The organism is Arthrobacter sp. TmtSoilC48 (genome assembly GCF_059739425.1).
Genome location: NZ_AP046049.1, coordinates 1390950 through 1415718, shown reverse-complemented (window position 1 = coordinate 1415718; position 24769 = coordinate 1390950). Strand labels below are relative to the sequence as shown.

Below are 24769 nucleotides of genomic sequence, written 5' to 3'. Positions count from 1 at the left end.
GGGCAACATGGCACGGAGGAACACCAATCGGCGGATTGGCATTGCCGATGTCGCGGAGAAGGCAGGCGTCTCGCACGCCACAGTGTCCCGCGTCATGAACGGTAACGCCGCCGTTGATCCCGGCATTGCCGAGCGCGTCCGTGCGGCGGCAGCCGAATTGAAGTACCAACCCAACCCGGTGGGCCGAAGCCTGGCCTTGGGCAAAACCGACACCATCGGCATAGTTGTCCCGGACCTGGCAAACCCCACGTTCCAGGCCATCCTCCGCGGACTTAGCATTGCCGCCTCCCAGGACGGGTATCGCGTCCTGATCGCGGATTCATCCGAAGTAACCAGCGAGGAAGCAATCCTGGCTGGAGAAGCCCGTCGCCGCTGCGATGGCGTGGTGCTCTGCGCACCCCGAATGGGCGATGCCGAACTTGAAGAGCTGGCACCTACCCTGCATCCGCTGGTACTCATCAACCGCACCACGGTGGCCACCAACACTCCAAGCCTCAGCGTGGACTACGGCCAAGGTATCCAGGAACTCGCCCAGCACTTGGTGGGCCTGGGCCACCGGCGGCTGGCCTATCTCTCCGGCCCGGAGCACAGCGCATCCAACCGCCAGCGCTTGGTGGGCCTGGAAAAATTCCGGAAACAGCACCCGGAGATTGAACTCCAAATGCTCCACGGCGGGTCCAACTTCGACTCCGGACATGAATCCACCGAGGCCATCATCGCCAGTGGCGCCACCGGCATCCTGGCCTTCAACGACCTCGTCGCCATGGGTTTGCTCAGTGGCCTGCACGAGCATGGCATGCGGGTTCCGGAGGACATCTCGGTGACGGGGTTCGACGACATCCCGTTCGCCAAGTACACCACTCCCCCGCTGACCACCGCCGCCGTGCCCATCAACGAGCTCGGGAGCCTAGCGTGGCGCAGGATGCGGGAGCAGATCCAGCAAGCAGGCGAATCCACCACCCAAGCCCAGGATGAGTTCTCGCCGAGGATGGAAATCCGCAAGAGCACTGCAGCCCCGGCCTTCAAGCCCGCCTAGAAATGCAACGCGGGGTCACTTAGGGCCCATCCGGAAGCCCATCATGGGCCCTAAGTGACCCCGCGTTGCTCTATTCTCCGGAAGTCTGCGAGCCCACTCCGGCCTCTTTGTAGAAGCCTTCGATGTGGGCCGCCACGAGCTCTGCTGCCCGGCCGCCGTCGTTCGCATTGACGGCGGCGAGGATGGCGCGATGCTCGGCCCTGAGCCGTTCGGAAGTCGCCTTCCAATCCGGAAGGTTCCCGGTCAACTCGCCGGCGTAGTTTTCAATGGCGCCCCGCAATGACGCCATCATTGCACTGACCACTGTATTTCCGGCAGCCTGTGCCAGTGCCACATGGAACCGGGCATCAAGGGCCAGGAACGCCTCGATGTCCGGACTGTTGTCCATTTGCTCGAGCAGCGCCGCCGCCTCATCAAGGGCAGGGGCGCCAACTTTGGCCCGGGCAGCTGCCCAGGATTCGAGCAGCACCCGGGTCTCCACGATGTCGGCCACGGGAAGGTGCCGGGTTGCCACGTGGAGGCGGAGCGTGGAGCCCAGTGCAGAGCCGGGCTCGGCGATCACTACAGTTCCCGCATCCTTGCCCGAGCCAACACCCGCGCGCACAACACCCATTGCTTCAAGGATCCGCACGGCCTCCCGTACAGATGTCCTGGATACCTGCAGCTGCTCGGCCATTGCCCGCTCTCCGGGGAGCCGACCGCCGAGGGCGAGGTCGCCGTCGGATAGCTGCTTTTCTATCCACTGCAGGACTAGTTCGTGGGTACGCATACGGGAATACTAGTTGATGTGGTCCAACCACATGGCTTACAGTGTGGTTAGACCACAGTGGTAGGACCACAGAATTTCAAGGGAGAACCGCATGACCGACACCCTCGATCCGAAGATCACAGCAGCCCCGGCCAATGCCGGGAGCGACGAAACCGTCAGCCGGCCGCCCCAGCCGACGCCCGCCGTCGTACAACCTCCGGCACTGAAGCGGCGCCTCCCCAAGGTGTCGGACCTGGCGCCGCTCATGCAGTTCAAGAAGCCAGAATTCAGCAAGGCCGCCCGCCTCAAGCGTGCCAGCACCATCTGGGACCTGCGCGACATCGCCAAACGCCGCACGCCGCAGGCCCCCTTCGACTACACTGACGGCGCCGCGGAAGCCGAGATCACGCTGCGCCGGGCGCGCCAGGCGTTCCAGGACATCGAATTCCGCCCCGGGATCCTTCGCGATGTTTCCAGGATCGACCTCCGCACGGACATTCTGGGGAAGGAATCGCGCCTCCCCTTCGGCATTGCGCCCACCGGATTCACCCGAATGATGCAGTCCGAGGGCGAATACGCCGGCTCGCAGGCCGCAGAAGCTGCCGGCATTCCCTACACGCTGTCCACGATGGGCACGGCCTCGATCGAGGACGTTGCTACGGCGGCTCCGGACGGCCGCAACTGGTTCCAGCTGTACCTCTGGACCGATCGTGACCGCTCCCTGGAGTTGATCGAGCGCGCCGCCAAAGCAGGCAACGATACCCTCATGGTGACCGTGGATACTGCTGTAGCCGGGGCTCGACTGAGGGATGTCCGTAATGGCATGACCATCCCGCCGGCGCTGACACTCAAGACAGTCCTGGATGCGTCCTACCGACCCGCGTGGTGGTTCAACTTCCTGACGCATGAGCCGCTGACCTTCGCGTCGCTCTCGCGGTATACGGGAACGGTGGCGGACCTCATCAACTCAATGTTCGACCCCACGCTGACGTATGAGGACCTTGATTGGCTGCGTGAAACCTGGAAGGGCAAGCTTGTGGTCAAGGGCATCCAGACGGTAGAAGACGCCCGCAAGGTGGTGGACCACGGCGCCGACGGCATCGTCCTGTCCAACCATGGTGGCCGCCAACTGGACCGGGCGCCTATCCCGTTCCATTTGTTGCCTGAAGTTTCGGCAGCCCTGCAGGCGGACAACAGCAAGGCCGCGATCATGCTGGATACGGGCATCATGAGCGGCGCCGACATCGTGGCAGCCCTCGCCTTGGGGGCAGACTTTGCCTTGATCGGCCGCGCATACCTCTATGGACTCATGGCCGGCGGACGCGAAGGCGTGGACCGCACTATCCAGATCCTCGAGAAGGACATGACCCGCACCATGGCGCTCCTGGGCGTCAGCAAGGTATCGGATCTGAACCCGGACCACGTGCGGCTGCTGCAGAAGTAGCCCACCCAACCAGGTCGCAGTTAAGCACGTTTTGAGCCCGCTAAACGCGCTTAATTGCGACCCAGTTGGGGGCGCGGGCTCTAGATCAGGCCCTGGGCCAGCATCGCGTCGGCTACCTTGACGAATCCGCCGATATTGGCGCCCACCACATAGTTTCCGGGCGAACCATATTCTTCGGCGGTTTCTGCGCAGCGGTCATGGATGCCCACCATGATCTCGGTAAGCCGCTGTTCCGTGTGCTCAAATGACCACGAATCACGGCTGGCGTTCTGCTGCATTTCCAGCGCGGACGTAGCAACACCACCAGCATTGGCGGCTTTACCCGGGCCGAACAGAACGCCCGCCTCCTGGAACACTGACACTGCCGAACGCGTGGAGGGCATGTTGGCGCCTTCAGCTACGGCAATCAGGCCGTTGCTGACCAACTTGGCGGCAGCGTCGCCGTCGAGCTCGTTTTGCGTGGCGCATGGCAGCGCGACCGTGCCGTTCACGTCCCACACGGAACCTCCGGCTACGTGGCTGGCTCCGGAACGGCGCGCAGCGTATTCGGTGAGGCGCCCGCGTTCCACTTCCTTGATCTGGCTGAGAAGCCCGACGTCGATTCCCGCCTCATCCACGACGTAACCGGCGGAATCGGAACAGGCCACCACGGTTGCACCGAGGGATTGTGCCTTGGCAATCGCATTGATGGCCACGTTTCCCGAACCGGACACCACAACGCGCTGGCCGTCAAAGGAAGCACCACGGGTCTTGAGCATCTCCTGGGCGAAGATCACGGTGCCGTAGCCGGTAGCCTCCGGCCGGACCAACGAGCCACCCCAGGAAATCCCCTTGCCGGTGAGGACACCGGATTCATAGCGGTTGGTGATGCGCTTGTACTGGCCAAAGAGGTAGCCGATCTCGCGCCCGCCAACCCCAATATCGCCGGCCGGGACATCGGTGTATTCACCGATGTGCCGGTACAACTCAGTCATGAACGACTGGCAGAACCGCATGATCTCGGCGTCGGAGCGTCCGCGGGGATCGAAGTCGGAACCGCCCTTGCCACCGCCGATCGGCATGCCTGTAAGGGCATTTTTGAAGATCTGCTCAAAGCCGAGGAACTTCACGATGCCCAGGTACACCGACGGGTGGAACCGGAGCCCGCCTTTGTACGGGCCAAGCGCCGAATTGAACTCCACCCGAAAACCGCGGTTTACGTGGACGCGGCCTGAGTCGTCGGTCCACGGCACGCGGAAGATGATCTGCCGTTCGGGTTCGCACAGACGCTCCAGCACGGCACCCTCAAGGAATTCGGGGTGCCGATCGTGAACAGGCCCCAGGCTTTCGAAGACCTCGGTGACCGCCTGGTGGAACTCCTTCTCGCCAGGGTTCCGCGCCAATACGGTGTTCCGGACAGCTTCGAGCCTCGAATCCATGCGTCTTCCTATCCATCCATGCGCCGACTGGCGACGAGACGATTCAGTCCCGTCATCGTTGCATCATTGGACGTAGGATCTCCATCCAGCGAGAATGTGACCCACGGGAAGAGTTAACACAACCGTAGAAAAACCCCGCAAACGCAAGGAAACCTGACGCTAATGAAACCTCACAAGGTGTTCAAGATCACGTTGGATTGAGTTGGTGAGCGAACTAGCGCTTGCGACCGAATTTCGGAAGGTTGGGAAGATTCGGGAGGTTGGCCAGCAGATCCGCCGCTTTAGTGGCAGCGCGGCCAACAGTCCGGCCAATCTGCTGCGGAACGGTGTCGTCCGATGCCGGATCCAGCGAGACGGGCACCCCATCTGAGTGGACTTTCACGGCCTTGCTGACGGCCTCGGCACGAGTTGCAACGAGATCCGGCACAGTGGGTTCCACATTCGACGCGGCGGGCACAGCCTCAGCGGAAGCCGCCGTTTGCGGCGCTGCTTCCTCGGATGGTACGACGGCGGCACCAGCCGAGGGTCCGACGTCGAACGTTTCCAGCCAGGTAGCCACACCTGCCAGCGGCTTCGGGTTCAGCGCGTAGTAGCGCTTCTGCCCCTGGGCGCGCATGCTGACGAGGTCAGCCTCGCGGAGCACCTTCAGATGCTTGGAGATAGTGGGCTGGCTTGCAGCCAGTTCTTCCACCAGTTCGCCTACAGCTTTATCCCCAGAGCGGAGTGAAACCAGGATGTCGCGCCTGGTTGCCTCAGCTATGACGGCAAATACGTCGTCAGTCACCATGCCTCCCACCCTAGCGACATATACGCCAAATGGCATCCCTGTTTCGTGCCGCGACGGTGGTGGATCGTTGACCCTATCCAAGGCCAATGCTAAAACGGATTCACGGTCCGTCCGGGCTGCCAGGCCCCGGCCGCCAAAAGCACGGGGGCGGGGCAATGACTGATTTCCTTCGGCGCCAAATCTTCAACATCATCGCCGGCGTGTTCCTTGCCGTCTTCGTCTTTGTGTGGAGTGCCGTGCTCCTTCGGGTCGGCACCTGGGTTCCAACAGGTGATCTGACGGCCCCTGAACTGAACGGCGCCCTGGTTACCGCGGCGGGAGTCCTCGCCACGTCCCTGAGTTCGCTAACGGCATCCGCACTGGGGTTCACCATTTCGGAGGTTAAGCGGGACAGCGCGAACGCGGGCGAATCCAGTGCCGTCGTCAGCCCGGCGGAGGTTGCCTTACGGTTATCGGGACGGGTGATAGTCGCGATCATGGTTTACATCACCATGGGCTTGCTGGTCCTGGTGCTATGGCTGTTCAAGGGCCAAGCGTCCACGGACCTCATCGGAGCATTTGCTTTGTCGTTGCTGGGCTGGCTCGTGGGTGCGGCGGGCGTGGTCTTTCAGACCGAGAGGTCCGAATCATAGGGAGTGGTTCGAGACCGTCTAATCGAACCAGGGATCGAGCCCGTACAAAGGAAAGATCTCCTTGCGCGTGGCAATGACCGTCCGGTCCACCTCGTCCGCGGGGTCGTATCCAACTTCCCAGGAACGCCACCAGACATCCACGTCATCGCTCATCGACTCGGGCGCCCAAACCCCGTAAGTTTCCCTGACGTAGGTCCGCCAGGCCTCGGGAACGGGCGTGCTTAGCGGAACCGGCCGCTGCGTCACCATCCCGATCAGGTGGCTCCACGCACGTGGCACAACACCCGTGATGTCATAGCCACCTCCACCAGTGGCTATCCACCGGTTATCGCAGTACCTGGCGGCAAGGCTGGCGACGGCGCTGGCCGCCTCCCGCTGCCCGTCCACGCTGAGGTTGAGGTGCGTCAATGGATCCAGGCGGTGCGAATCACAGCCGTGCTGGCTGACAATCACCTCGGGATTGAAAGCTCCAACCAGCTGCGGTACCACCGCGTGAAAGGCGCGAAGCCATGCGGCGTCTCCCGTGAACGCCGGCAACGCAACATTGACAACCGTGCCTTGCGCATCCGGGCCGCCGGTTTCATTTGCGAAACCCGTTCCCGGAAAGAGGGTAAGCCCGGATTCGTGCAGGGAAATTGTCATGACGCGGGGGTCATTCCAAAAAATGCTTTGTGTTCCGTCGCCATGGTGGGCATCGACGTCGATGCTCACCACGCGCCGCACACCGCCGTCCAGAAGCCGCTGGATGGCGATTGCGACGTCGTTATAGACGCAGAATCCGCTGGCCCGCTCGCGCGCGGCATGATGCAATCCACCACTGAAATTCACGGCGCGCACGGCCTTCCCGGAGAGGATGGACTCAGCAGCCAACAGGGAACCACCGGCGAGCCGGGCACTGGCCTCGTGCATGCCGGCAAATGCGGGATCATCCTCGGTTCCGAGCCCCCGGTCTTCCTCGGGCATGGACGGATCCTGGCTAACGCGGCGCACCGCCTCGACGTACTCCGCGCTGTGCACCGAGCAAAGTTCGACGTCGGTGGCCAGCTCCGGCTTCTCCACCGCCACATGGCTGTGGCTGAAAAGACCAAGGGATTCCGCGAGCCTCGCAGTTAACTCCAGCCGCTGCGGGGCCATAGGATGGCTGGGACCAAAGTTGTAAGCAGTCATGGCCGGATCCCACACAACCGTCGTTGGCAGTGCGGATCGCGTAATGCTGGAAGCAGTTGTTCCAAGCCTGGAGTTCATCCAGAACAGGCTACCTGAGGCCGCGGAGCTCTACCGCCCGGTTACGCTGCAGGAATAGTGGTTTACTACTCAGGAAAGCATGTTCAACCGAGGAAGAACCCATGTCTCAAAGCCAGTCGCGCTCTGCGAGCCCGGCCAACTGGCAACCCGGCCAGCAGGAACGTGAAGGTCTGTGGATTTTCACGCGTGCGCGCGACTTCATTGACAACATCGCCAACACGTCCCCGGCCCGCCTGGCCCTGGTCGCTTTCGCCTCGGTGATCCTGCTCTTCACAGGCTTGTTGTCCTTGCCGTTCTCCTCGGCTTCGGGCGAACCTACTCCTCTGCACCAGGCCATGTTCACGGCGGTTTCCAGTGTCTGCGTGACCGGCCTGACCGTGGTTTCCACCGCCACCCACTGGTCCTTCCTTGGCCAGCTCATTATTTTGGTGGGCATCTTCGTGGGCGGCCTTGGCACTTTGACCCTCGCTTCACTGTTGGCCCTCATGGTCAGCAAGCGGCTAGGTGTACGCGGCAAGCTCATCGCCCAGGAGGCCATGAACAACGCCGGCAGGCTTGGTGAAGTGGGTACGCTGCTGCGCATCGTCATCGTGACCTCCGTGGTGATCGAAGGCGCCCTTGCCTTGGCCCTGATCCCCCGCTTCATGCTTCTCGGCGAGCCATTCTGGCAGTCGGTGTGGCACGGGGTCTTCTACTCGATCTCGTCCTTCAACAATGCCGGATTTACGCCGCACTCGGACGGAATCGTGCCCTACGAGACCGACCTCTGGATCCTGGTTCCACTCATGTTGGGCGTGTTCCTTGGCAGCCTCGGCTTCCCGGTAGTGATGGTTCTGCAACAGAACGGCCTGAACTGGAAGAAGTGGAACCTCCACACCAAGCTCACCATCCAGGTGTCCTTCATCCTGCTGCTCGCCGGCACGGTCCTGTGGGCGCTCATGGAATGGGACAACGTGCGGACCATCGCGCACATGGATCTTGGCGACAAGCTCATCCATTCCCTCTTTGCATCAGTGATGACGCGCTCAGGCGGGTTCAACCTGGTTGACCAGAACCACATGGAATCCACCACGATGCTCCTCACGGATGCCCTCATGTTTGCCGGCGGCGGCTCGGCGTCCACCGCGGGTGGCATCAAGGTGACCACTATCGCGGTCATGTTCCTCGCCATTGTTGCCGAGGCCCGTGGAGATGCCGATGTGAAGGTCTACGGACGCACGATTCCCCAAGGCACCATGCGGGTGGCCATCTCGGTGATTGTTGCCGGCGCCACACTTGTATCGGTCGCGGCATTCCTGCTGCTCTCCATCAGCGGCGCAACACTGGACAGGGTGCTCTTTGAAACCATCTCCGCCTTTGCCACAGTGGGACTGAGCACCAACCTCAGCGCCGAGCTGCCGCCGTCGGGCGTTTACGTCCTGACCGCACTCATGTTCGCAGGCCGTGTGGGCACCGTAACCCTCGCTGCCGGCCTGGCCCTGCGCCAGCGCAGCCAGCTGTACCACTACCCGGAAGAGAGGCCAATCATTGGCTAGTACCACAGGGGCGGCCAACCGCCCCGCCCACAACGCACCAGTGCTGGTCATTGGCCTTGGCCGGTTCGGGTCGGCCACAGCCGAGCAATTGGTCAAGCAAGGCCGGGAAGTCCTGGCGATTGAACGCGACCGGACGCTCGTCCAGAAATGGGCGCCCGTGCTCACCCACGTGGTTGAGGCGGACGCCACCAACATCGATGCCTTGCGCCAGCTGGGGGCCCAGGAGTTCAGCTCCGCCGTGGTGGGCGTGGGCACGTCCATCGAGTCCTCGGTGCTCATCACGGTGAACCTGGTGGACCTGGGCATCCAACACCTCTGGGTCAAGGCGATCACCCCATCCCACGGCAAGATCCTCAGCCGGATCGGCGCCAACCACGTGATCTACCCGGAAGCCGACGCCGGCGTCCGTGCCGCACACCTGGTGTCAGGGCGCATGCTGGACTTCATCGAGTTCGACGACGACTACGCGATCGTCAAGATGTATCCGCCCAAGGAAACTGTGGGCTTCACCCTGGAGGAATCCAAGGTGCGTTCCAAATACGGCGTGACGATCGTCGGCGTGAAGACCCCCGGTGAGGACTTCACGTATGCACGGCCGGAAACCAAGGTGTCCGGACACGACATGCTGATCGTGTCCGGACACGTCGATCTCCTGGAGCGCTTCGCAGCACGGCCCTAGGGCGCGGTCAGCCCAGCTGTTTTGTGATCTCGGCTGCGCGGTTGGCAGCCGCACGGGCTCCCTCAGCGATGATCCGGGGGATCCCGCCGTCGTCGAATGCTGCGATAGCCCGCTCGGTGGTGCCGTTGGGACTGGTTACGGCAACGCGAAGTGCAGTGGGGTCCGCCCCTGGTTCCGCCAGCATGAAACCGGCGCCCGCCACCGTTTCGCGGGCCAGCATGACGGACAGTTCGGCGTCCAGCCCCAATTCAACACCCGCAGCGGCCATGGCCTCAGCCAAATAGAACGCGTAGGCGGGGCCGGATCCACTGATGGCGGACAACGCGTCCACTTGTTCCTCGGGCACCTCCACAACCTTGCCGGCACCTGCCAGCGCTGCCTTCACCCTCTCCAGCTGTTCCGGCGTGCAGTGCGTTCCGGGCGAAACGGATACGACGCCGCGACCCAGCTTTGCGGGTGTGTTCGGCATGGTGCGGATCACCGGCTGCCCCTCCGGGAGGGCCGCCTCAAGCTGCGCGATGGAAACCGCAGCTGCCACGCTCACAACAACGGTGTCCTTCGCGAGTGCCGGGCTGATTTCCCGGGCAAGGTCTGTAATGCCAACTGGCTTGACGCCAAGGATGACTATGCCGGAACCCTTGGCGGCGAGCTTGTTGTTGTCAGGCTCTTCCTCGCCGGCGATCGCCATAACGCCGTACCGCTGCGCAAGCTCTTCTGCGCGCTCGGCACGTCGGACAGTGGCGACGACATCGGATGGGTCAGCCCCGGCGGCAAGGAGACCGGCCAGAATTGCCTCGTTCATGGATCCACAGCCAAGGAATGCGATTCGGTTGCTCATTGCACCATCATGGCAGTTTGCCCATGGAGGGGTCGAACGCTGTCCGGATTCACAGCTTGTTCCCAAGAATATTGCAGGCAGCACCCAAGCTTGGTCCGTAACTTAGTAGTTACCTCATTGAGGGTGCGAGTGATGAGGCGGGCATGGGGATGCCCGCCAACAGCACCGGTGGCCGGGGCGGGTTTTCCCCCATTTCCCGATTCGGCCGCCGGTGCTTTCGCTTTTAATGGCGTTGGCTTCCAATTACCGAGTTGGCTACTAATTATCGTGCGACCGCACCAGCGGGATGCTGAGGTGCTGACGTGCGAAACGAAGCGTTTCCGCCAACATTTCTTCACGCTCACCAGCCACCTTGGCCTTGCGGGTTGAAATCTCAGCCACCACAACACCACTGAAACCGTTGGAAGCAAGGTGTTGGAGGGCGTCCGCGCACTGCTGCGTCCCCGTTCCCGGCACCAGGTGCTCGTCTTTCCCGGAACCTGAACCATCCGTGAGGTGAACGTGACGGAGTTTGCTGCCTAGTGCCTGGATGGCTTCCAAACTGTTTGCCCCCGCAGTTGCCGCATGCGAGAAGTCCCAGGTGACGTCGTCGTAATCCTGTCCCAAGGGATCCCAGTGCGGCAGGTAGGCAACAGCCTCCCGTCCGCGGACGCGCCACGGGTACATGTTCTCCACCGCGATGTGCACTTGATACATCGCAGCAATTTCCCGAACACCCGCAGCGAAGTTCTCGGCATAATTCGACTGCCAGCGGAACGGTGGATGGACCACCACGGTGTCGCAGCCGACCTCCCTGGCCATCTGGCAGGACTTCTCGATCTTGTTCCATGCGGCTCCCCAGACCTGCTGTGTGAGCAGCAGCGTGGGCGCGTGAATAGAGACGATCTGCTGGTGGTAACGATGGCTCAACTGGATGAGGGCGTCGGGATTCTGGCTCACGGCGTTGTTGGTGACCATGACCTCAACACCTTCATAACCAAGGTCCTGGGCAACCGCGAAAGCATCATGGACGCTCAGCGGATAGACGGAGGCACTGGACAGTGCCACCGGGATATGGCGGTTATTTGCAACGGGCTCGACGTCGGTGCTCATCTCAGGAAGCCAGCCCGCCTACCACGGGGGCCGGAATTGGTGCAGGGGCAGGGTTGTTCACGGGCACAGGGAACTCCTCAAACGTGTGCTGGGGCTCGTCGTTGTCCGTCGTTTTGTCGCCTTCCTTGGCGGCTTTTTTCTTGGACTTGTCCTTCTTGCGCTTCCCGACGTGAGGCGCGGGATCCACGGCATCATCGAAGACCAACTGGTCCAGGCGTCGAAGGATCAGGCCTTCCCGCAAAGCCCACGGACAGATTTCCATCTTAGGGAATTCAAAGAGCTCCAATGCGGCCTCCGCCACCAGAGCCCCGGCCAGCAATTGTCGGGCGCGCGCATCTGAAACGCCTGGGAGGTATAGGCGGTCCTCAACCTTCATGGCGGATATGCGCTGGGCCCACAAGCCAAGATCGGCGGCGTGGAGTTCCCGTTTCACATACGGACCGGCGGCGCTGGGGGCAGCACCAGCGATCCGCGCAAGGGAGCGGAACGTCTTGGAGGTACCCGCCACCAGGTTGGCCCGGCCAAGCTCGTGGAAATTTCGGACAACAGGCTTAAGGGTAGAGCGGATGTACCGCCTCAGCTCCTTGATGCTCTTGGCGCTGGGTGGATCATCATGGAGCCAATCCCGCGTCAGCCGGCTGGCTCCCAACGGAACGGAGGTAGCGAATTCCGGGAGTTCGTCCGTGCCGTAGGCCATTTCGAAGGATCCCCCGCCAATGTCCAGATCCAGGATCGGACCGGCGCCCCAGCCGTACCAACGACGAACGGCAAAGAAAGTCATGGACGCTTCTTCGCTGCCCGTGAGCTCCTGGAGAGTCACCGTGGTCTCGTGTTTGACCCGGGCCAGGACCTCGGCGCCGTTGGTTGCCTCACGGATTGCCGAGGTACAAAACGCGAGCAAATCCTCGGCCTTGTGGCGTGCTGCGAACTCCCACGCCTCCAGGACGAACTCAATCAGCTCAGTCTGGCCGGCATCGTTGATGTTGCCATCGCCGTCGAGGTATTGCACCAGGGAGAGTGGCCGTTTGTGGGAGGCAAAAGCCACTGGGCGGGCACCGGGATGGGCGTCCACGAGCAGCAGGTGGACGGTGTTTGAACCGATATCGAGAACGCCAAGACGCATTCTGCCATTATTCACTGATTCGAAGCCGGGGAAGCAACTTGGCGGCCACGTTTCGCTGACAGGCAGACCTCCCGCGCCCAGGATGCCAGCTATTCCGTTGGCTCCCCTGCCTCGTCTGCCCGTTTGAAGTCGCGGCGGATGTTGGCGATCCCCTCAGGATCGATTTCGAAGCCATATTCGCTTCCGGGGTTGATGACCATGCCCAGTTCGTCGCCGATGTTACCGAGGATCGCCGAACCCATGGTGCCCAGAATGTGCGGGGCCGCTTCCAGGAAGCGCTCATCCACACGGCTCGGGTGGCTGAACACCGCGAGAACAGGCTGTCCATCAGCGTTCGAAAGGACCAATGGCTCTACGGCAGAGTCCGGTCCATCCACTGCTTCGGAACTGATGAGGTAGACCTCGTTGTTCAGGAAAGCAAGGATGACGTCTACCGGGTTGGCGTCCGGCTGTTCAGCCAAGGCGAGCTTCGCTTCGAGGTCGTTCAAGGGTCCGTTGTCCGGTGAAGCCGTCTGTTCAGTCATGGTTCTACTCGACCACGATGCCGTCCGGGACGCAATTCGATGGCTTCCCGGACCGCACCCTGTCTTGTTGAGGCGTCACCTTGTAGCCGGCCGCTCGTGGCCCGCCTGCTTGTTGGCCCGGTTGCTTGTTGGCCCGGTTGCTTGTTGGCCCGGCTGCTTTTGGCCGGGCTACTTTTGGCTGGCTACTTTTTGGCGGCGGCTTTCCTGGCTGGCGCCTTGCGCGTAGTCGTCCGCTTGACGGGGCCCTTGGCCCGCTTCTCGGCAAGAAGTTCGACGGCGCGTTCCCGGGTCAGTTCCTCAAGGGACGTTGAGCGCGGAACCGTGATGTTCGTGACGCCGTCGGTGATGTATGGACCGAATCGGCCCTCCTTCACGACAATGTTCTTCTCCGACACGGGGTCCGGGCCGAACTCGGCCAGCGGCGGCACGGCGGCCCGGGCACCACGCTGCTTGGGCTGGGAGTAGATCTCCAAGGCCTGTTCCAGGGTGATGGTGAAGATTTCTTCTTCGGAGCCGATTGAACGGGAGTCCGTACCCTTCTTCAGGTAAGGTCCGAACCGGCCGTTCTGGACGGTGATGACATTTCCTTCAGCGTCCTCGCCCAGCACCCGGGGCAGGCTCATGAGCTGCAGGGCCTCATCCAGGGTGACGCTGTCCACGGTCATGGACTTGAACAACGAACCTGTGCGTGGCTTGGCTTTCACCGGCTTCTTTGGAGGCTTGGGCTTGCCGTTCTTGTAGTACTCAACGGGCTGGTTTGCCAGCTGTTCCTCGGTCATCTCGGGAATGATCTCGGTGACGTAGGCGCCGTAACGGCCGTTCTTGGCAACCACGGTATGGCCCGTGTGTGGATCGGTTCCCAGGACACGTTCCTCAGGAGCTGCAGTTTCCATGAGCTCGATTGCCTTGGCGGCTGTCAACTCATCCGGTGCGAGTTCCTCCGGGACGTTGGCCCGTGCGGACTCCACCACTTCACCGGTCTTCTCATCAACGGTGGGAATGCTGCTTTCCAGGTACGGGCCGAACTTACCCACACGCAAGGTGATGCCCTCGGCTATGGGCACGGAGTTGATCTCGCGGGCGTCAATCTCGCCGAGGTTGTTCACGATGCTCAACAGCCCGGGATCAGCGTCTTCACCATAGTAGAAGTGCTTCAGCCACGCTGCGCCCACGGCTTGGCCGTTGGCGATCTTGTCCAGATCGCCTTCCATGTCAGCGGTGAACTCGTAGTCGACGTAATCCGTGAAGTGCTGCTCAAGCAAGCGAATCACCGAGAAAGCGATCCAGCTGGGGACCAGGGCAGAACCTTGTTTGCGGACATAACCACGATCCTGGATGGTGGAAATCGTGGAGGCATAGGTCGACGGACGGCCGATGCCCCTCTTTTCCAGCTCAGCAGTCAGCGACGCTTCGGTGTAACGCGGAGGCGGTGAGGTTTCGTGCCCAACAGCGACGATGTCCGAGGCCTGCAGGGAGTCATCCTTGGCCACGTTGGGCAGCCGGCGCGCTTCATCGGAGTCTTCATCTCCGCGGCTCTCGTCCTTGCCCTCCTCATAGGCGGCGAGGAAGCCGGGGAAGGTGATGACGGTACCGGAGGCCGAGAATTCAGCGTCGCGCCCGTCAGCTGCTACGGCACCCAGCCGGATGGTGGCTGTGGAGCCCTTGGCATCAGCCATCTGGGACGCTACCGTGCGCTTCCAAATGAGCTCGTACAAACGGAATTCGTCTCCGCTGAGCTGCTTGGCCACCTGGGCGGGAGTTCGGAACGAGTCACCGGCGGGGCGGATGGCTTCGTGGGCCTCCTGGGCATTTGCAGCTTTGTTGGCGTAGACGCGCGGGCTTTGGGGCACGTACTCGGGGCCGTAGAGCTCGGCGGCCTGGCGCCGGGCTGCTGTGACAGCTTCATCGCTCAAAGCCGAGGAGTCGGTACGCATATAAGTGATGTAGCCGTTTTCGTACAGGCGCTGGGCGACCTGCATGGTGCTCTTCGAGGAGAACCTGAGCTTTCGGCCGGCTTCCTGCTGCAGCGTGGAGGTGGTGAACGGTGCGGCAGGACGGCGTGTGTACGGCTTGGTGTCTACCGAACGAACGCGGAAATCGGCGTTCTGCAGGCCTGCGGCCAAGGACGTGGCAAGTTCCTCGTTCAGGTGCACCACGTTGGAGGATGTGAGCTGGCCATTGTCATTAAAGTCACGACCACTGGCGACCTTGGACCCGTCCACCGCAGCAAGCTTCGCCTTGAAGGATCCCGAGTCGGCTCCGAACTGGCCGGTCAGGTCCCAGTAGGAAGCGGCCCGGAAAGCCATACGTTCGCGTTCGCGGTCAACCACCATGCGGGTAACCACGGACTGCACACGTCCTGCGGAGAGCCCCCTGGCGACCTTGCGCCACAGAACCGGTGAGATTTCGTAGCCATAGAGCCTGTCCAGAATACGCCGGGTCTCCTGGGCATCAACCAGTGCGGTATCGACGTCCCGAAGGTTATCCATTGCACGGTGAATAGCTTCCTTGGTGATTTCGCCAAAAGTCATGCGATACACGGGAACTTTGGGTTTAAGGACCTCAAGGAGGTGCCACGCGATGGCTTCGCCCTCGCGGTCCCCATCGGTTGCGAGATAGAGCGCGTCAGCGTCTTTCAGCTGCGCCTTGAGCTCGGCGACCTTTTTCTTCTTGTCCGGGGATACGACGTAGTACGGCTTGAAGTCGTTTTCGATGTCGACGGCGAACTTGCCCAGCGAGGTCTTCTTCAGTTCTGCAGGGAGGTCTGATGGCTGCGGGAGATCCCGGATATGGCCGATGGAAGCCTCGACGATGAAGCCCTCGCCAAGATACTTGGCGATGGTCTTGCTCTTGGCCGGAGACTCCACGATCACGAGTTTCTTGCCGGTTTTTGCCTTGCTGGGCACGGTGCTCCTACAGAAAAAATGTGTAATTGGGCTGGTGCCCATATTGGCCTAGTTCACCATAGATTGCAGAATCCTGCGTTCCGGCGTGGAAATCCGAGGGGCTGGCCGGACCCCTAGTGCCCAGGTGCCATGCGGTCATCCGGGATCATTGACCACAGAGTAGCAACACGCTCGGCACCTTGTGGAATCCGGGTGGGGTCGTCCAGTTCGTACTCCCGCAGGACCTCCCTGATCCGTTCGGAAAGCTCTTTGCGCTGCTGGTTGGTCAAGTACAGCAAATTGCTCGCCAGCACCACCGACGCCGGCTCGTCCGCCGCTTCGCCACGTTGCCGGCGTTCTCCGCGGGCCTTGGCAAAAGCCGAAGCTCTGCGCCGGAAGGCATCCAGCTCAAGATCGACCACTGCGATCTCCGGGCTGGCCACGCTGCCGCCTGAAATCCTGAAGTCAGTTCCAGCAGCCTTCCAACGGCGTTCCCTTGCGTCACCGGCATTTTCGGCCGGGGCAACGATCCCCCATTTCTGGAGTGCACGGAGGTGGTAGCTCATGGCACTGGGCGTCAGGCCGGTGCGGGCCGCGAGCTCAGTGGCTGTGTGGCTTACCTGTGTTGCGTAGAGCTCGGAGATGACCTCCAGGCGGGCGGCGTGCGCCAATGCACGGATAGCCTTGGGATCGGTTATCTCAACCGTTTTCTCGGCCCTCTTTCGCCGAGGGGCATCGCCCGACGCCTGGGATGTCTGGTTGTTCGCAATCACTTCATCAGTGTAAGCAGGGTCACTAACTGAGGACTTGCTACCGAGCGGGCGCGGCGGCCGTGCACTGTTCATACGGACGCCTCTTGCGTATCCGGGAGGAGGAACCCGTCCAGGACGAGATTCCGTACTTCGGCAAGAAGCCCTTCTTGGAAGGACCCTGAATCGAAGTCGTCCGCGCCGCCCAGGAGTGCTTCCAGGGCTCCGGCAATCTGCCTTACGGATAATTGGCCATCACAAGCAGAAACAAAGCCCGCCAGCTCCGTGCTGAGCAGGTTTGTTCGACGAAGGCCGGCCCCTTGCCGGAGGAGGATCACGCCTGGATGCACCGCCCCGGGACGCTGATGGCGTTCTTCGGTGACGTCCTCGGCCACCACAAGGTGTACTTCCGGCAAAGTACTGCCAGCGAGCCAGTCCGCGCGTTCCACGGCCGCGCCCAGATGGGGACCGATAGGTTGCTCAATGGGGTAAGTAATCTCCTCAAACCGGCTGATGCGTGCTTCGTTTGAAGTTTGAGGGCGGCGTAGCCAGATCATGCCAAAGCCGATTCCTTCAACATCCCTCGATGCGAAGTCGTCCAAGTACGCGGCGTATGACTGCTGATAGTGAGTGCGGTCCCGGTTCTCCGAAGCGTCCTGCAGCCAGGTCTCTGCGTACTGTTCCGGGCTCAGCTGCTCACGTTGAATGAACCAAACGTCCAGGCCCGAACCTTTCAGCCATGAGGAAGGCCTGTCATGCCATGGTGTCCCTGTGCGGATCTCCCAGTTGCCGAGCATTTGGGCTGTGCCGCCGGGTTCAAGGACGCCTGCCAGGGTCCGCGCCAACGAGGCGACGATCTCATCGCCGGGCAGGCCGCCGTCGCGGTATGTAAATTGATCAGCCAAGGATTCACCGGCGCTGCGCGGGGTAATGACGAAGGGCGGGTTGGAGACGACGAGCCCGAAACGTTCCCCCGCCACGGGTTCCAGGAGCGAGCCCAGGCGCAGGCTGACGCGGGCTTCGAGGTTGTTCGGATCCAGGTCCAGTTCCTGAGCGTTAAGGAGCAGATTGAAACGGGTGAAGGCGAGCGCCCTCCCGGAGATGTCCGTTGCCGTGACATGTTCGCAGTGATGCAACAAATGGAACGTCTGGATGCCGCAGCCTGTCCCGAGGTCCAGCGCACGGTGCGTGTGCTGCCTGATGGTTGTCTGGACAAGGGTTGTTGATGCCCGTCCTATCCCCAGAACGTGGTCGTGCCTTAGGACCCCGGCTTGTTGGTGGGCAGCGAGATCACTGGCTACCCAAAGCTCCGCTCCCCCGCTGCCGTCCGCATTGGCCTCCCAGCCATAGGGACGTAGATCCACCTTGGCCGTGGCAACACCGGCGTCCAGGGTGATAAGTCCAAGCCGGGCGAGTCCTTGGGCGCCCACGCCGGGGAGTGCAAGGTCAATATCGGACTGCGGCTGTGGGACAGCAAGCAACCACAGCCGCACTATGACGGACAGCGCCCGGGTGCTTTCCACGCCGCTCTTGGACATGCGTTCACTCACCAACAACGCTGGAATGATTTGGTCCCTGTTCAATGCGGCATAGGCGGATTCCCCCAGTAGTTCCGCAACGCCGTCGACCGTGTATGAGATGGCGCGAAGGTCTGAGGCCAGCGACGCAAGGAGCTCCGGGTGGTCGCTGCGCGGGGCGTCGTCAGTATTGCCAGCGGTAAATATTTCGGGGGTTTGAGTCACATTGCAAGTCTATGGGCGCCGCTTCATGGGAGACGTTTCCGGTTTGGGCTATGTGGACAAAACCTTGTTGTGGGACCCGGTAGCGTGGAAGCATGCTCAACCATTCCTCCACAAGGCGCCGCGCAGGCCTTGTTGTCATTGCTGCTGGGACGCTCCTGGCGGCCTCAGCCTGCCAGGGTTCGGTCAGCGTCGAACATGCCGATGTACCGGCGTGGAAAGATAAAGTCCTGCCCACTGCCAGCACCGTGACGTTGGAGGATTCCGGCAAGATCCTGAACCGGGACCCGCTGGTCAAGGAGTCACCGGGCGTTCCAGCAGGGAATTACACACTGACGATGGCTTGTGATGGAGGAGGAAAGGTGTTCTTCGCCGTCTCTTCCGGTGGAAAGCAAATCGCCGACGCGGGAGCCGCCTGCAACGGCAGCCTTGAAGTGGTGAAGATCAAAGTCCCCGCCACCGCCGCCCTCACTATCTCCACGAGTAGTGTGGATGCCCCGCTGATTTTTGCTTACCAGCTGGTGCCCGCCGCTAATTAGCCCCTTGCGCCAGCACTATGGTGCGCTTCCAGGCCAGCGTAAAGTCAACGTATGGGCAGCAAGGTGGCTGGCTCGGTTGTGTCCAGACGGCTGGCAAGTGCCGCCGTCGGGCTCTTGCTCGTGCTGGGTGGCGCGCTGGCGGCGTGCGAGTACACCTATGACGACGGCGGGCGTGCGGATTCCAGCCCCACAGACACTACCGGCAGCAATGTCGTGCTTCCTCCCGACCCAGCCCTGGAGCAAACCGTTACAGGTGAGGCCCTGAAAGAGTGGGCCAAAGCGGCCTTGCCGGAATCGCAGGGGCAGTCGTTCTATTCGAGCAGCGGCTTCCTGAATTCCGGTGAGTCCAGAACTGAGCAGACCGTGCAGTTGCCCGGCGGAACGTACGCGGTGACGCTGGCGTGCCGCGGCACCCGCCGCGTTTCATTCGCAGTCAGCGTAGGCGAGACGGACTTGGTTGACCTGACCTTGGGATGCGCCAATGCCCGGGTGAGCGTGGTGCAGCTGGAAAAGGACGCCATCCTGGCCATCACTGTGGGCGCCCGATCCGACGCGAACTTTGCGTATCGGGTCAGCAGGCTCTGAAGGGGGTTGGAGCTCAGGCGGCTTCGCAGCCTCCGGGGCAGCGAAGGGTTTCAGGACTTGAGGCACATTCTGCACAGTAGAGAGTCAGCGTCCGGCAGCTCAGGTTGGAGCAGTTCTCGAACTTGTTGGTGGGCGAGGCGCAGCGAACGCACTCGCCGATGGTCTTGGCTTCGTCGCTGAACTCCACGTGCATGCGTTTGTCGAATACGTAGAGCGACCCCTCCCAGAGGCCCTTGTCCTTGAAGGTTTCGCCATAGCGGACAATGCCGCCATCGAGCTGGTACACCTCTTTGAAACCGCGGTTGACCATCAAGCTTGAGAGCACCTCGCAGCGGATGCCGCCCGTGCAGTAAGTGACAACGGGCTTGTCCTTGAGGGCGTCATACTTGCCGGATTCGAGTTCCTTGATGAAGTCGTGCGTAGTGGCGACGTCCGGAACGATGGCGTCCTTGAATTTGCCGATCTGCGCCTCGAAGGCGTTGCGGCCGTCGAAGAAAACCACCTCTTCCCCGTCCGCTTTCTTTGCGTCCACCAGGGAGTGAAGTTCTTCAGGCTGGAGATGCTTGCCTCCGCCCACCACGCCCTTTTCGTCGACGTTCAGCTCACCGGGAGCCCCGAAGGAAACTATTTCGTCGCGGACCTTAACGCTGAGGCGTGGGAAATCGGCAGCCCCGCCCTCGGACCACTTGAAGTCGATGTCATGGAAGCCCTTGTATTCGCGCGTGGTTTTCACGTACTGCTTCATGTTGTTGAGCTCGCCGCCAACCGTGGCGTTAATACCGTCCTTGGAGATCAGGATCCGGCCGGTGAGCCCCAGTTTCTCGCAGAGGGCACGCTGCCACAGACGCACGGCGTCGGGGTCGGCGATCGGGGTAAAGCCATAGAAAAGCACAATTCGGTTCAAAGCCACTATTAAAGGGTACTGGGTGTACTAAAATCCGCTGCGCTACGCTTACGGATGCACTGAAGGCCCGGAGAAACCTGACACGCTCCCAGCGCCGAAGTCACAATTTCATAAGCACGGATTCTTCCCCTGACCGCCCTCTGTTGCTTCCCCGGGCGCTGGCATAGTCTCTCTACATGAGTCCAGACGCCTTGGTTGAAGACATCGCGCACCTCTTGGAAGTCTGGGTGGCCGGCTGGTCCGGCTGCCGGGGCTACGAGTCACGTCAAGAGGGACGCTTCCCTGCCGCGCTGCGCGCCGATAAAACCGGTGACTGGGAGTACTTCGCCCATGATCCGTCCGACGAAGAGTTTGCCGCCCTCGCAGCGAAGACCGCGGAAGCCGAGACACGGATTCTGACGATACTCACCAATGACGTCCAGCGTTATAAGTACTTGGCCGAACAGCATGGGTTGAACGTCAACTCGGCCTCCCAGACCATGATGATCGTGGACATGGAAACCCAGGACGCCGAGGATCCCTGGCTGCCGGATGACGACCTGGAACTTGCCACTTCAGAATCCAACGGAGTCCACCACGCGGTGGTCCACTCGGGAGAGCAAGTTGCTGCCAGCGGCCGGGTGTTCGTGGTGAACGGCACTGCAGTCTTCGACAAGATCGTTACTGAGCCTGCCTTTCAGCGGCGTGGCCTGGGTAGCTTCATCATGAAGGCCCTTGCCGCCCAGGCCTTTGAGCACGACGTCCAAAACGGCCTCCTCCTCGCATCCTTGGACGGCCAGAAGCTCTACTCCCACCTGGGGTGGGACGTTGTGTGCCACGTTCTGATGATGTCAGTGAGCACCGGTGAGGGTTCGGACCTTTCCGTAGCGTGAGAACGCTTGTTTAACGGCCCTCGTCGACGCCGGTCCCTTCGGGTGCCGCCGTAGGCGCCGCCGCAGAGTGACAGAATGATTTGGTGGATGCACCAAATTCGCTGATCTCCCTGCTGGGCCGGACCCCGGACCCGGAACAGTTGCGCCATGTCCACACCATCCCTGCCCGCAAGGCCGTCAACGAACCGTGGCCCGAATGGGTGCACCCGGACATCGTCCAGGCCTACGGCTCCCTGGGCATCCACGAACCGTACCGACACCAGGTCCAGGCCGCCAACCTCGCCCAGGCGGGCCAGCATGTGGTAATCGCAACGGGGACCGCCTCAGGGAAATCGCTCGCCTACCAACTACCCGCACTGGACGCGATCCACCGCTCGGAGCTGCGCGTATTGTCCGAGCCCGGAAAGATCCACGACGACGGTGCCGTGACACTTTATTTGTCCCCCACGAAGGCACTGGCGGCCGACCAATTGGCGGCCATCCGTGCGCTGAAGCTCCCTACGGTTCGAGCAGAAACATACGACGGCGACACCGATGTCGCGTCGCGCCGTTGGATCCGCGACCATGCCAATTTCATCCTGGCAAACCCGGACATGCTGCACTTTGGCATTCTGCCCAACCACGCGTGGTGGGCACGGTTCTTCCGCAGGCTGCGCTATGTGATCGTGGATGAGGCGCACAGTTACCGGGGTGTTTTCGGCTCGCACGTAGCCAACCTCATGAGGCGCCTTCGCCGGATCTGCGCCTACTACGGCGCCGGGAGCTCCTTCCCTGAGCCCGTATTCATCGCCGCCTCTGCCACTGCTTCCGAGCCCGCTGTCTCCTTCGGGCGGCTCATCGGTGCTCCAGTGAGGGAAGTTTCCGAAGACTGTTCTCCACATGGCTCTACAACCGTGGCGTTCTGGGAGCCAGCCTTGACAGACGTCAAGGGCGAAAATGGAGCGAAGCAACGGCGGACTGCCGTGGCCGAAACAGCCGATATCCTGGCAAACCTTGTTTCCTCGCGGGTACGGACCATTGCCTTTATCAAGTCCCGGCGCGGTGCTGAATCGATATCGTCCATCACCAAGCGGCTCCTGGACGAGGTGGATCCCAGCTTGCCCAGCCGCGTGGCGGCCTACCGTTCCGGGTACCTGCCTGAAGAACGGCGTGCCTTGGAAAAGGCGTTGCGGTCCGGACAGCTGCTGGGGGTTTCCAGTACCTCTGCCTTGGAACTCGGAATCGATATCTCCGGGCTTGACGCGGTTTTGGTCGCCGGCTGGCCCGGGACCAGGGCCTCGCTCTTCCAACAGATTGGACGCGCAGGAAGGGCTGGCCAGGATGCCATAGCGGCGTTCGTGGCAAGCGACGACCCCTTGGATACTTACCTTGTGAACCATCCGGAAGCCATCTTCGATGTGTCGGTCGAGGCCACTGTCTTTGATCCGGGAAACCCGTACGTCCTGGGACCTCACCTGTGCGCGGCAGCAGCGGAGTTGCCCGTAGGTCCGTCTGAGCTCGAACTCTTCGGGCCCACAGCGGAAAGCCTCCTTGACCGGCTCGTCGTGCAGGGATATCTCCGCAAACGCCCGGCCGGATGGTTCTGGACCCATCCGGAGAGTGCAGCCGGAATGGTAAATCTGCGGGCCGACGGTGGCGGACCCGTGAGCATCGTCGACGCCGGGACTGGTTCCCTTTTGGGCACGATGGACTCGCCGCAAACGCACTATCAGGCCCACACCGGAGCGATCTATGTCCATCAGGGGGACAGTTACCTGGTGGAGGAACTCAACGAGGCCGACCACTGCGTCATAGTGAGGCGCGTGAACCCCGATTTCTACACCACAGCCCGGGATGTAACGCAGATCGAAGTCCTGGAAACCTTGCGTTCGGTTCAGTGGGGCGACATCACGGCGCACTTTGGGGACGTAAAGGTCACAACCCAAGTGGTTTCCTTCCAGCGCAAGGCATTGATATCGAACGAGATCCTGGGCGAGGAGCCGCTCGATCTCGGGGCAAGGGACCTGTTTACCAAGGCGGTGTGGTTCGTTGTGGACAATAGGTCGTTGCATGGTGCCGGTCTGGTGGAAGCGCAGTTCCCCGGCGCTTTGCATGCGGCGGAGCACGCGGCGATCGGCCTCCTTCCGCTGGTGGCGTCCAGCGACCGTTGGGACATTGGCGGTGTCTCCACCGCCCTGCATGCTGACACTGGGGTGCCAACGATCTTCGTCTACGACGGGCACCCCGGTGGCGCCGGTTTTGCCGAGCGCGGCTTTGAGAAGGCCAAGGTGTGGCTTACAGCCACCCGGGAGGCCATCAAGGCGTGCGAATGCGAAGCCGGCTGCCCGTCCTGTGTGCAGTCGCCAAAATGCGGCAACAAGAACAACCCACTGGACAAGGCAGCCGCCATCACACTTCTGGATGTCCTCTTGAAAGACGCGGTCTAGCCCGGGGCAGTCCCAACCAACACGACGTCCCAGCCCGCTCGGCTAAGGAGGCGGCCCAGCCCCTTGCCTATGGAGGGGGCCCAGCCCGCGCCCTGCCTGTAGCCCTGCCGAAGAGGAACGGTTGTTCCAGTTCGGTGGCGACCTCCACCACTTCGCCCCGGACGACGTCGCAGGCTGTCACTGTGGCACCCTGCTGGCCTGCCACGCCGGCCGCCACGGCACAAGGATCACCCGAGGCTATTCCACGCGCAGCATCGGCCGCAGCGAGAGCTGCCAGGTCTGCTGCCGACGCAGCCCGCGACGCCATGACCCCCGCTTGGGCAAGAAGCAGCAGCCCGGCAAGCAACGCCAAGACTACAAACCCCAGTGTTAGAGCCAGAATTGTGCCGGATCCTTGCTCGGGGTTTGACGCTACAGGACGCCCCTTGAGGGTTCGCAGCAGTGGTAGGCAGCGCACCCTCACAACGGAATCCAAGGGTTCGCCGCAACCCGTGAGGCAGTATCCCCCGGTGGCATGTTCCGCGGTGATGCCAGTGGCGGTGATCCCAGTTCGGGTGACGACAGTTCGGGTGATGCTAGTTGCGGTGCACCGACCACCGAGGCCACCGGCAGGTCGCTCGCGTCGCTCCGAACAGATGCCCCAGCTGCTTCACCGCGGGCAGACGCCGAAGCCGTCAACGTCCAGGGGATCAGTGAGCCCAGCGAACCTCCTGCCGCTGCGGAGGCTGTCACAGTCACCCAATCGCCGTCGCTTGCCACCCCCACAGCGGCTCCCTCGCCCGCCAAGCGCCTGACGATGCCCTGCACTTCGCCGGAACTCTCACCCCGCGCAAGGCTTCGAGCACCGGCCCTGGCCGCCTCCTCCAACCGCAGCTGCGTTATCCCTGCTGCACCGGCAGCCAACAAGAAGGCGAACAGCAAAATCACCGCCGGCAGAGCGACTGCGAACTCAGCTGTCACGGCACCACG

Annotated in this window: 24 protein-coding genes; 10 read left to right on the top strand and 14 right to left on the bottom strand. The window is 62.0% G+C overall.

From position 1 onward, the window contains the following. Positions 1 to 7 precede the first annotated feature (7 nt). On the top strand, positions 8 to 1036 hold the full coding sequence (locus tag AC6I97_RS06780) for a LacI family DNA-binding transcriptional regulator (protein ID WP_497944471.1): 1029 nt from the start codon (positions 8 to 10) through the stop codon (positions 1034 to 1036). 70 nt (positions 1037 to 1106) lie between these two features. On the opposite strand, the gene AC6I97_RS06775 is transcribed toward AC6I97_RS06780, so the two are convergent. After that, positions 1107 to 1805, bottom strand: a complete 699-nt coding sequence (locus AC6I97_RS06775; RefSeq protein WP_497944470.1) for a FadR/GntR family transcriptional regulator — start codon at positions 1803 to 1805, stop codon at positions 1107 to 1109. Positions 1806 to 1896: 91 nt separating this feature from the next. Between AC6I97_RS06775 and AC6I97_RS06770 the strand changes: the two genes are divergently transcribed. Beyond that, positions 1897 to 3228, top strand: coding sequence for an alpha-hydroxy acid oxidase (locus tag AC6I97_RS06770; protein WP_497944469.1), 1332 nt, complete (start codon positions 1897 to 1899; stop codon positions 3226 to 3228). 80 nt (positions 3229 to 3308) lie between these two features. On the opposite strand, the gene gdhA is transcribed toward AC6I97_RS06770, so the two are convergent. Further along, complete coding sequence (gene gdhA / locus AC6I97_RS06765; protein WP_497944468.1) at positions 3309 to 4646, bottom strand: NADP-specific glutamate dehydrogenase; 1338 nt, start codon at positions 4644 to 4646, stop codon at positions 3309 to 3311. 214 nt (positions 4647 to 4860) lie between these two features. Next, positions 4861 to 5433 (bottom strand): ArsR/SmtB family transcription factor, encoded by a 573-nt coding sequence (locus tag AC6I97_RS06760; protein WP_497944467.1) that lies wholly within the window; start codon positions 5431 to 5433, stop codon positions 4861 to 4863. A 155-nt stretch (positions 5434 to 5588) separates the two neighbouring features. On the opposite strand from AC6I97_RS06760, the gene AC6I97_RS06755 reads away from it, so the two are divergent. Beyond that, on the top strand, positions 5589 to 6065 hold the full coding sequence (locus AC6I97_RS06755) for a hypothetical protein (protein ID WP_497944466.1): 477 nt from the start codon (positions 5589 to 5591) through the stop codon (positions 6063 to 6065). Positions 6066 to 6083: 18 nt separating this feature from the next. Here AC6I97_RS06755 and AC6I97_RS06750 read toward each other — a convergent pair whose 3' ends face one another. Next, positions 6084 to 7232 carry an acetoin utilization protein AcuC gene (locus AC6I97_RS06750; RefSeq protein WP_497944465.1) on the bottom strand — a complete coding sequence of 383 codons (1149 nt, stop codon included), beginning with the start codon at positions 7230 to 7232 and terminating at the stop codon, positions 6084 to 6086. Here AC6I97_RS06750 and AC6I97_RS06745 point away from each other — a divergent pair. The 3 genes from AC6I97_RS06745 to AC6I97_RS06735 are packed head-to-tail and all read left to right on the top strand — an operon-like array spanning position 7231 to position 9524. Beyond that, positions 7231 to 7368, top strand: coding sequence for a hypothetical protein (locus AC6I97_RS06745; protein WP_224088820.1), 138 nt, complete (start codon positions 7231 to 7233; stop codon positions 7366 to 7368). The two genes, AC6I97_RS06750 and AC6I97_RS06745, sit on opposite strands and share 2 nt — an antisense overlap. Positions 7369 to 7411: 43 nt before the next feature. Continuing rightward, entirely contained in the window at positions 7412 to 8845 is a 1434-nt protein-coding gene (locus tag AC6I97_RS06740) for a TrkH family potassium uptake protein (RefSeq protein WP_224088821.1), read from the top strand. 40 nt (positions 8846 to 8885) lie between these two features. Beyond that, positions 8886 to 9524 carry a potassium channel family protein gene (locus AC6I97_RS06735; RefSeq protein ID WP_377652913.1) on the top strand — a complete coding sequence of 213 codons (639 nt, stop codon included), beginning with the start codon at positions 8886 to 8888 and terminating at the stop codon, positions 9522 to 9524. Between the two features lie 7 nt (positions 9525 to 9531). Here the strand turns inward: AC6I97_RS06735 and proC are convergent, their stop codons facing one another. From proC to AC6I97_RS06700, 7 genes are all read right to left on the bottom strand, one after another. Further along, positions 9532 to 10362: a pyrroline-5-carboxylate reductase gene (gene proC / locus AC6I97_RS06730; protein WP_497944464.1), complete on the bottom strand. Its 831-nt coding sequence runs from the start codon at positions 10360 to 10362 to the stop codon at positions 9532 to 9534. A gap of 258 nt (positions 10363 to 10620) precedes the next feature. Next, entirely contained in the window at positions 10621 to 11454 is an 834-nt protein-coding gene (locus AC6I97_RS06725) for a sugar phosphate isomerase/epimerase family protein (RefSeq protein ID WP_216927041.1), read from the bottom strand. 1 nt (position 11455) lies between these two features. Further along, the gene (locus AC6I97_RS06720; RefSeq protein ID WP_497944463.1) at positions 11456 to 12577 is read right to left on the bottom strand and encodes a Ppx/GppA phosphatase family protein; all 1122 of its coding nucleotides are present in this window, start codon (positions 12575 to 12577) and stop codon (positions 11456 to 11458) included. Positions 12578 to 12666: 89 nt separating this feature from the next. Further along, the gene (locus AC6I97_RS06715; RefSeq protein WP_224165298.1) at positions 12667 to 13101 is read right to left on the bottom strand and encodes an SseB family protein; all 435 of its coding nucleotides are present in this window, start codon (positions 13099 to 13101) and stop codon (positions 12667 to 12669) included. A 182-nt stretch (positions 13102 to 13283) separates the two neighbouring features. Continuing rightward, entirely contained in the window at positions 13284 to 16007 is a 2724-nt protein-coding gene (topA, locus tag AC6I97_RS06710; RefSeq protein WP_224165299.1) for a type I DNA topoisomerase, read from the bottom strand. 113 nt (positions 16008 to 16120) lie between these two features. Beyond that, on the bottom strand, positions 16121 to 16831 hold the full coding sequence (locus tag AC6I97_RS06705; RefSeq protein ID WP_224165300.1) for an ArsR/SmtB family transcription factor: 711 nt from the start codon (positions 16829 to 16831) through the stop codon (positions 16121 to 16123). Continuing rightward, on the bottom strand, positions 16828 to 18477 hold the full coding sequence (locus tag AC6I97_RS06700; protein ID WP_497944462.1) for a DUF7059 domain-containing protein: 1650 nt from the start codon (positions 18475 to 18477) through the stop codon (positions 16828 to 16830). Before AC6I97_RS06700 ends, AC6I97_RS06705 begins: the two co-directional genes overlap by 4 nt. A gap of 92 nt (positions 18478 to 18569) precedes the next feature. On the opposite strand from AC6I97_RS06700, the gene AC6I97_RS06695 reads away from it, so the two are divergent. Further along, the gene (locus AC6I97_RS06695) at positions 18570 to 19013 is read left to right on the top strand and encodes a DUF6023 family protein (protein WP_497944461.1); all 444 of its coding nucleotides are present in this window, start codon (positions 18570 to 18572) and stop codon (positions 19011 to 19013) included. Positions 19014 to 19064: 51 nt separating this feature from the next. Then, entirely contained in the window at positions 19065 to 19598 is a 534-nt protein-coding gene (locus AC6I97_RS06690; RefSeq protein ID WP_497944460.1) for a DUF6023 family protein, read from the top strand. Between the two features lie 13 nt (positions 19599 to 19611). On the opposite strand, the gene trhO is transcribed toward AC6I97_RS06690, so the two are convergent. Next, positions 19612 to 20508, bottom strand: a complete 897-nt coding sequence (trhO, locus tag AC6I97_RS06685) for an oxygen-dependent tRNA uridine(34) hydroxylase TrhO (protein WP_497944459.1) — start codon at positions 20506 to 20508, stop codon at positions 19612 to 19614. 170 nt (positions 20509 to 20678) lie between these two features. Here trhO and AC6I97_RS06680 point away from each other — a divergent pair, with 170 nt between their 5' ends. Beyond that, a complete protein-coding gene (locus AC6I97_RS06680) occupies positions 20679 to 21374 on the top strand; it encodes a GNAT family N-acetyltransferase (RefSeq protein WP_497944458.1) in 696 nt (231 codons plus the stop codon). Positions 21375 to 21457: 83 nt separating this feature from the next. After that, the gene (locus tag AC6I97_RS06675) at positions 21458 to 23800 is read left to right on the top strand and encodes a DEAD/DEAH box helicase (RefSeq protein ID WP_497944457.1); all 2343 of its coding nucleotides are present in this window, start codon (positions 21458 to 21460) and stop codon (positions 23798 to 23800) included. 67 nt (positions 23801 to 23867) lie between these two features. On the opposite strand, the gene AC6I97_RS06670 is transcribed toward AC6I97_RS06675, so the two are convergent. Beyond that, the gene (locus AC6I97_RS06670; RefSeq protein ID WP_497946958.1) at positions 23868 to 24257 is read right to left on the bottom strand and encodes an Rv3654c family TadE-like protein; all 390 of its coding nucleotides are present in this window, start codon (positions 24255 to 24257) and stop codon (positions 23868 to 23870) included. Between the two features lie 2 nt (positions 24258 to 24259). Then, complete coding sequence (locus AC6I97_RS06665) at positions 24260 to 24760, bottom strand: TadE family type IV pilus minor pilin (RefSeq protein ID WP_497944456.1); 501 nt, start codon at positions 24758 to 24760, stop codon at positions 24260 to 24262. Between the last annotated feature and the right edge of the window lie 9 nt (positions 24761 to 24769).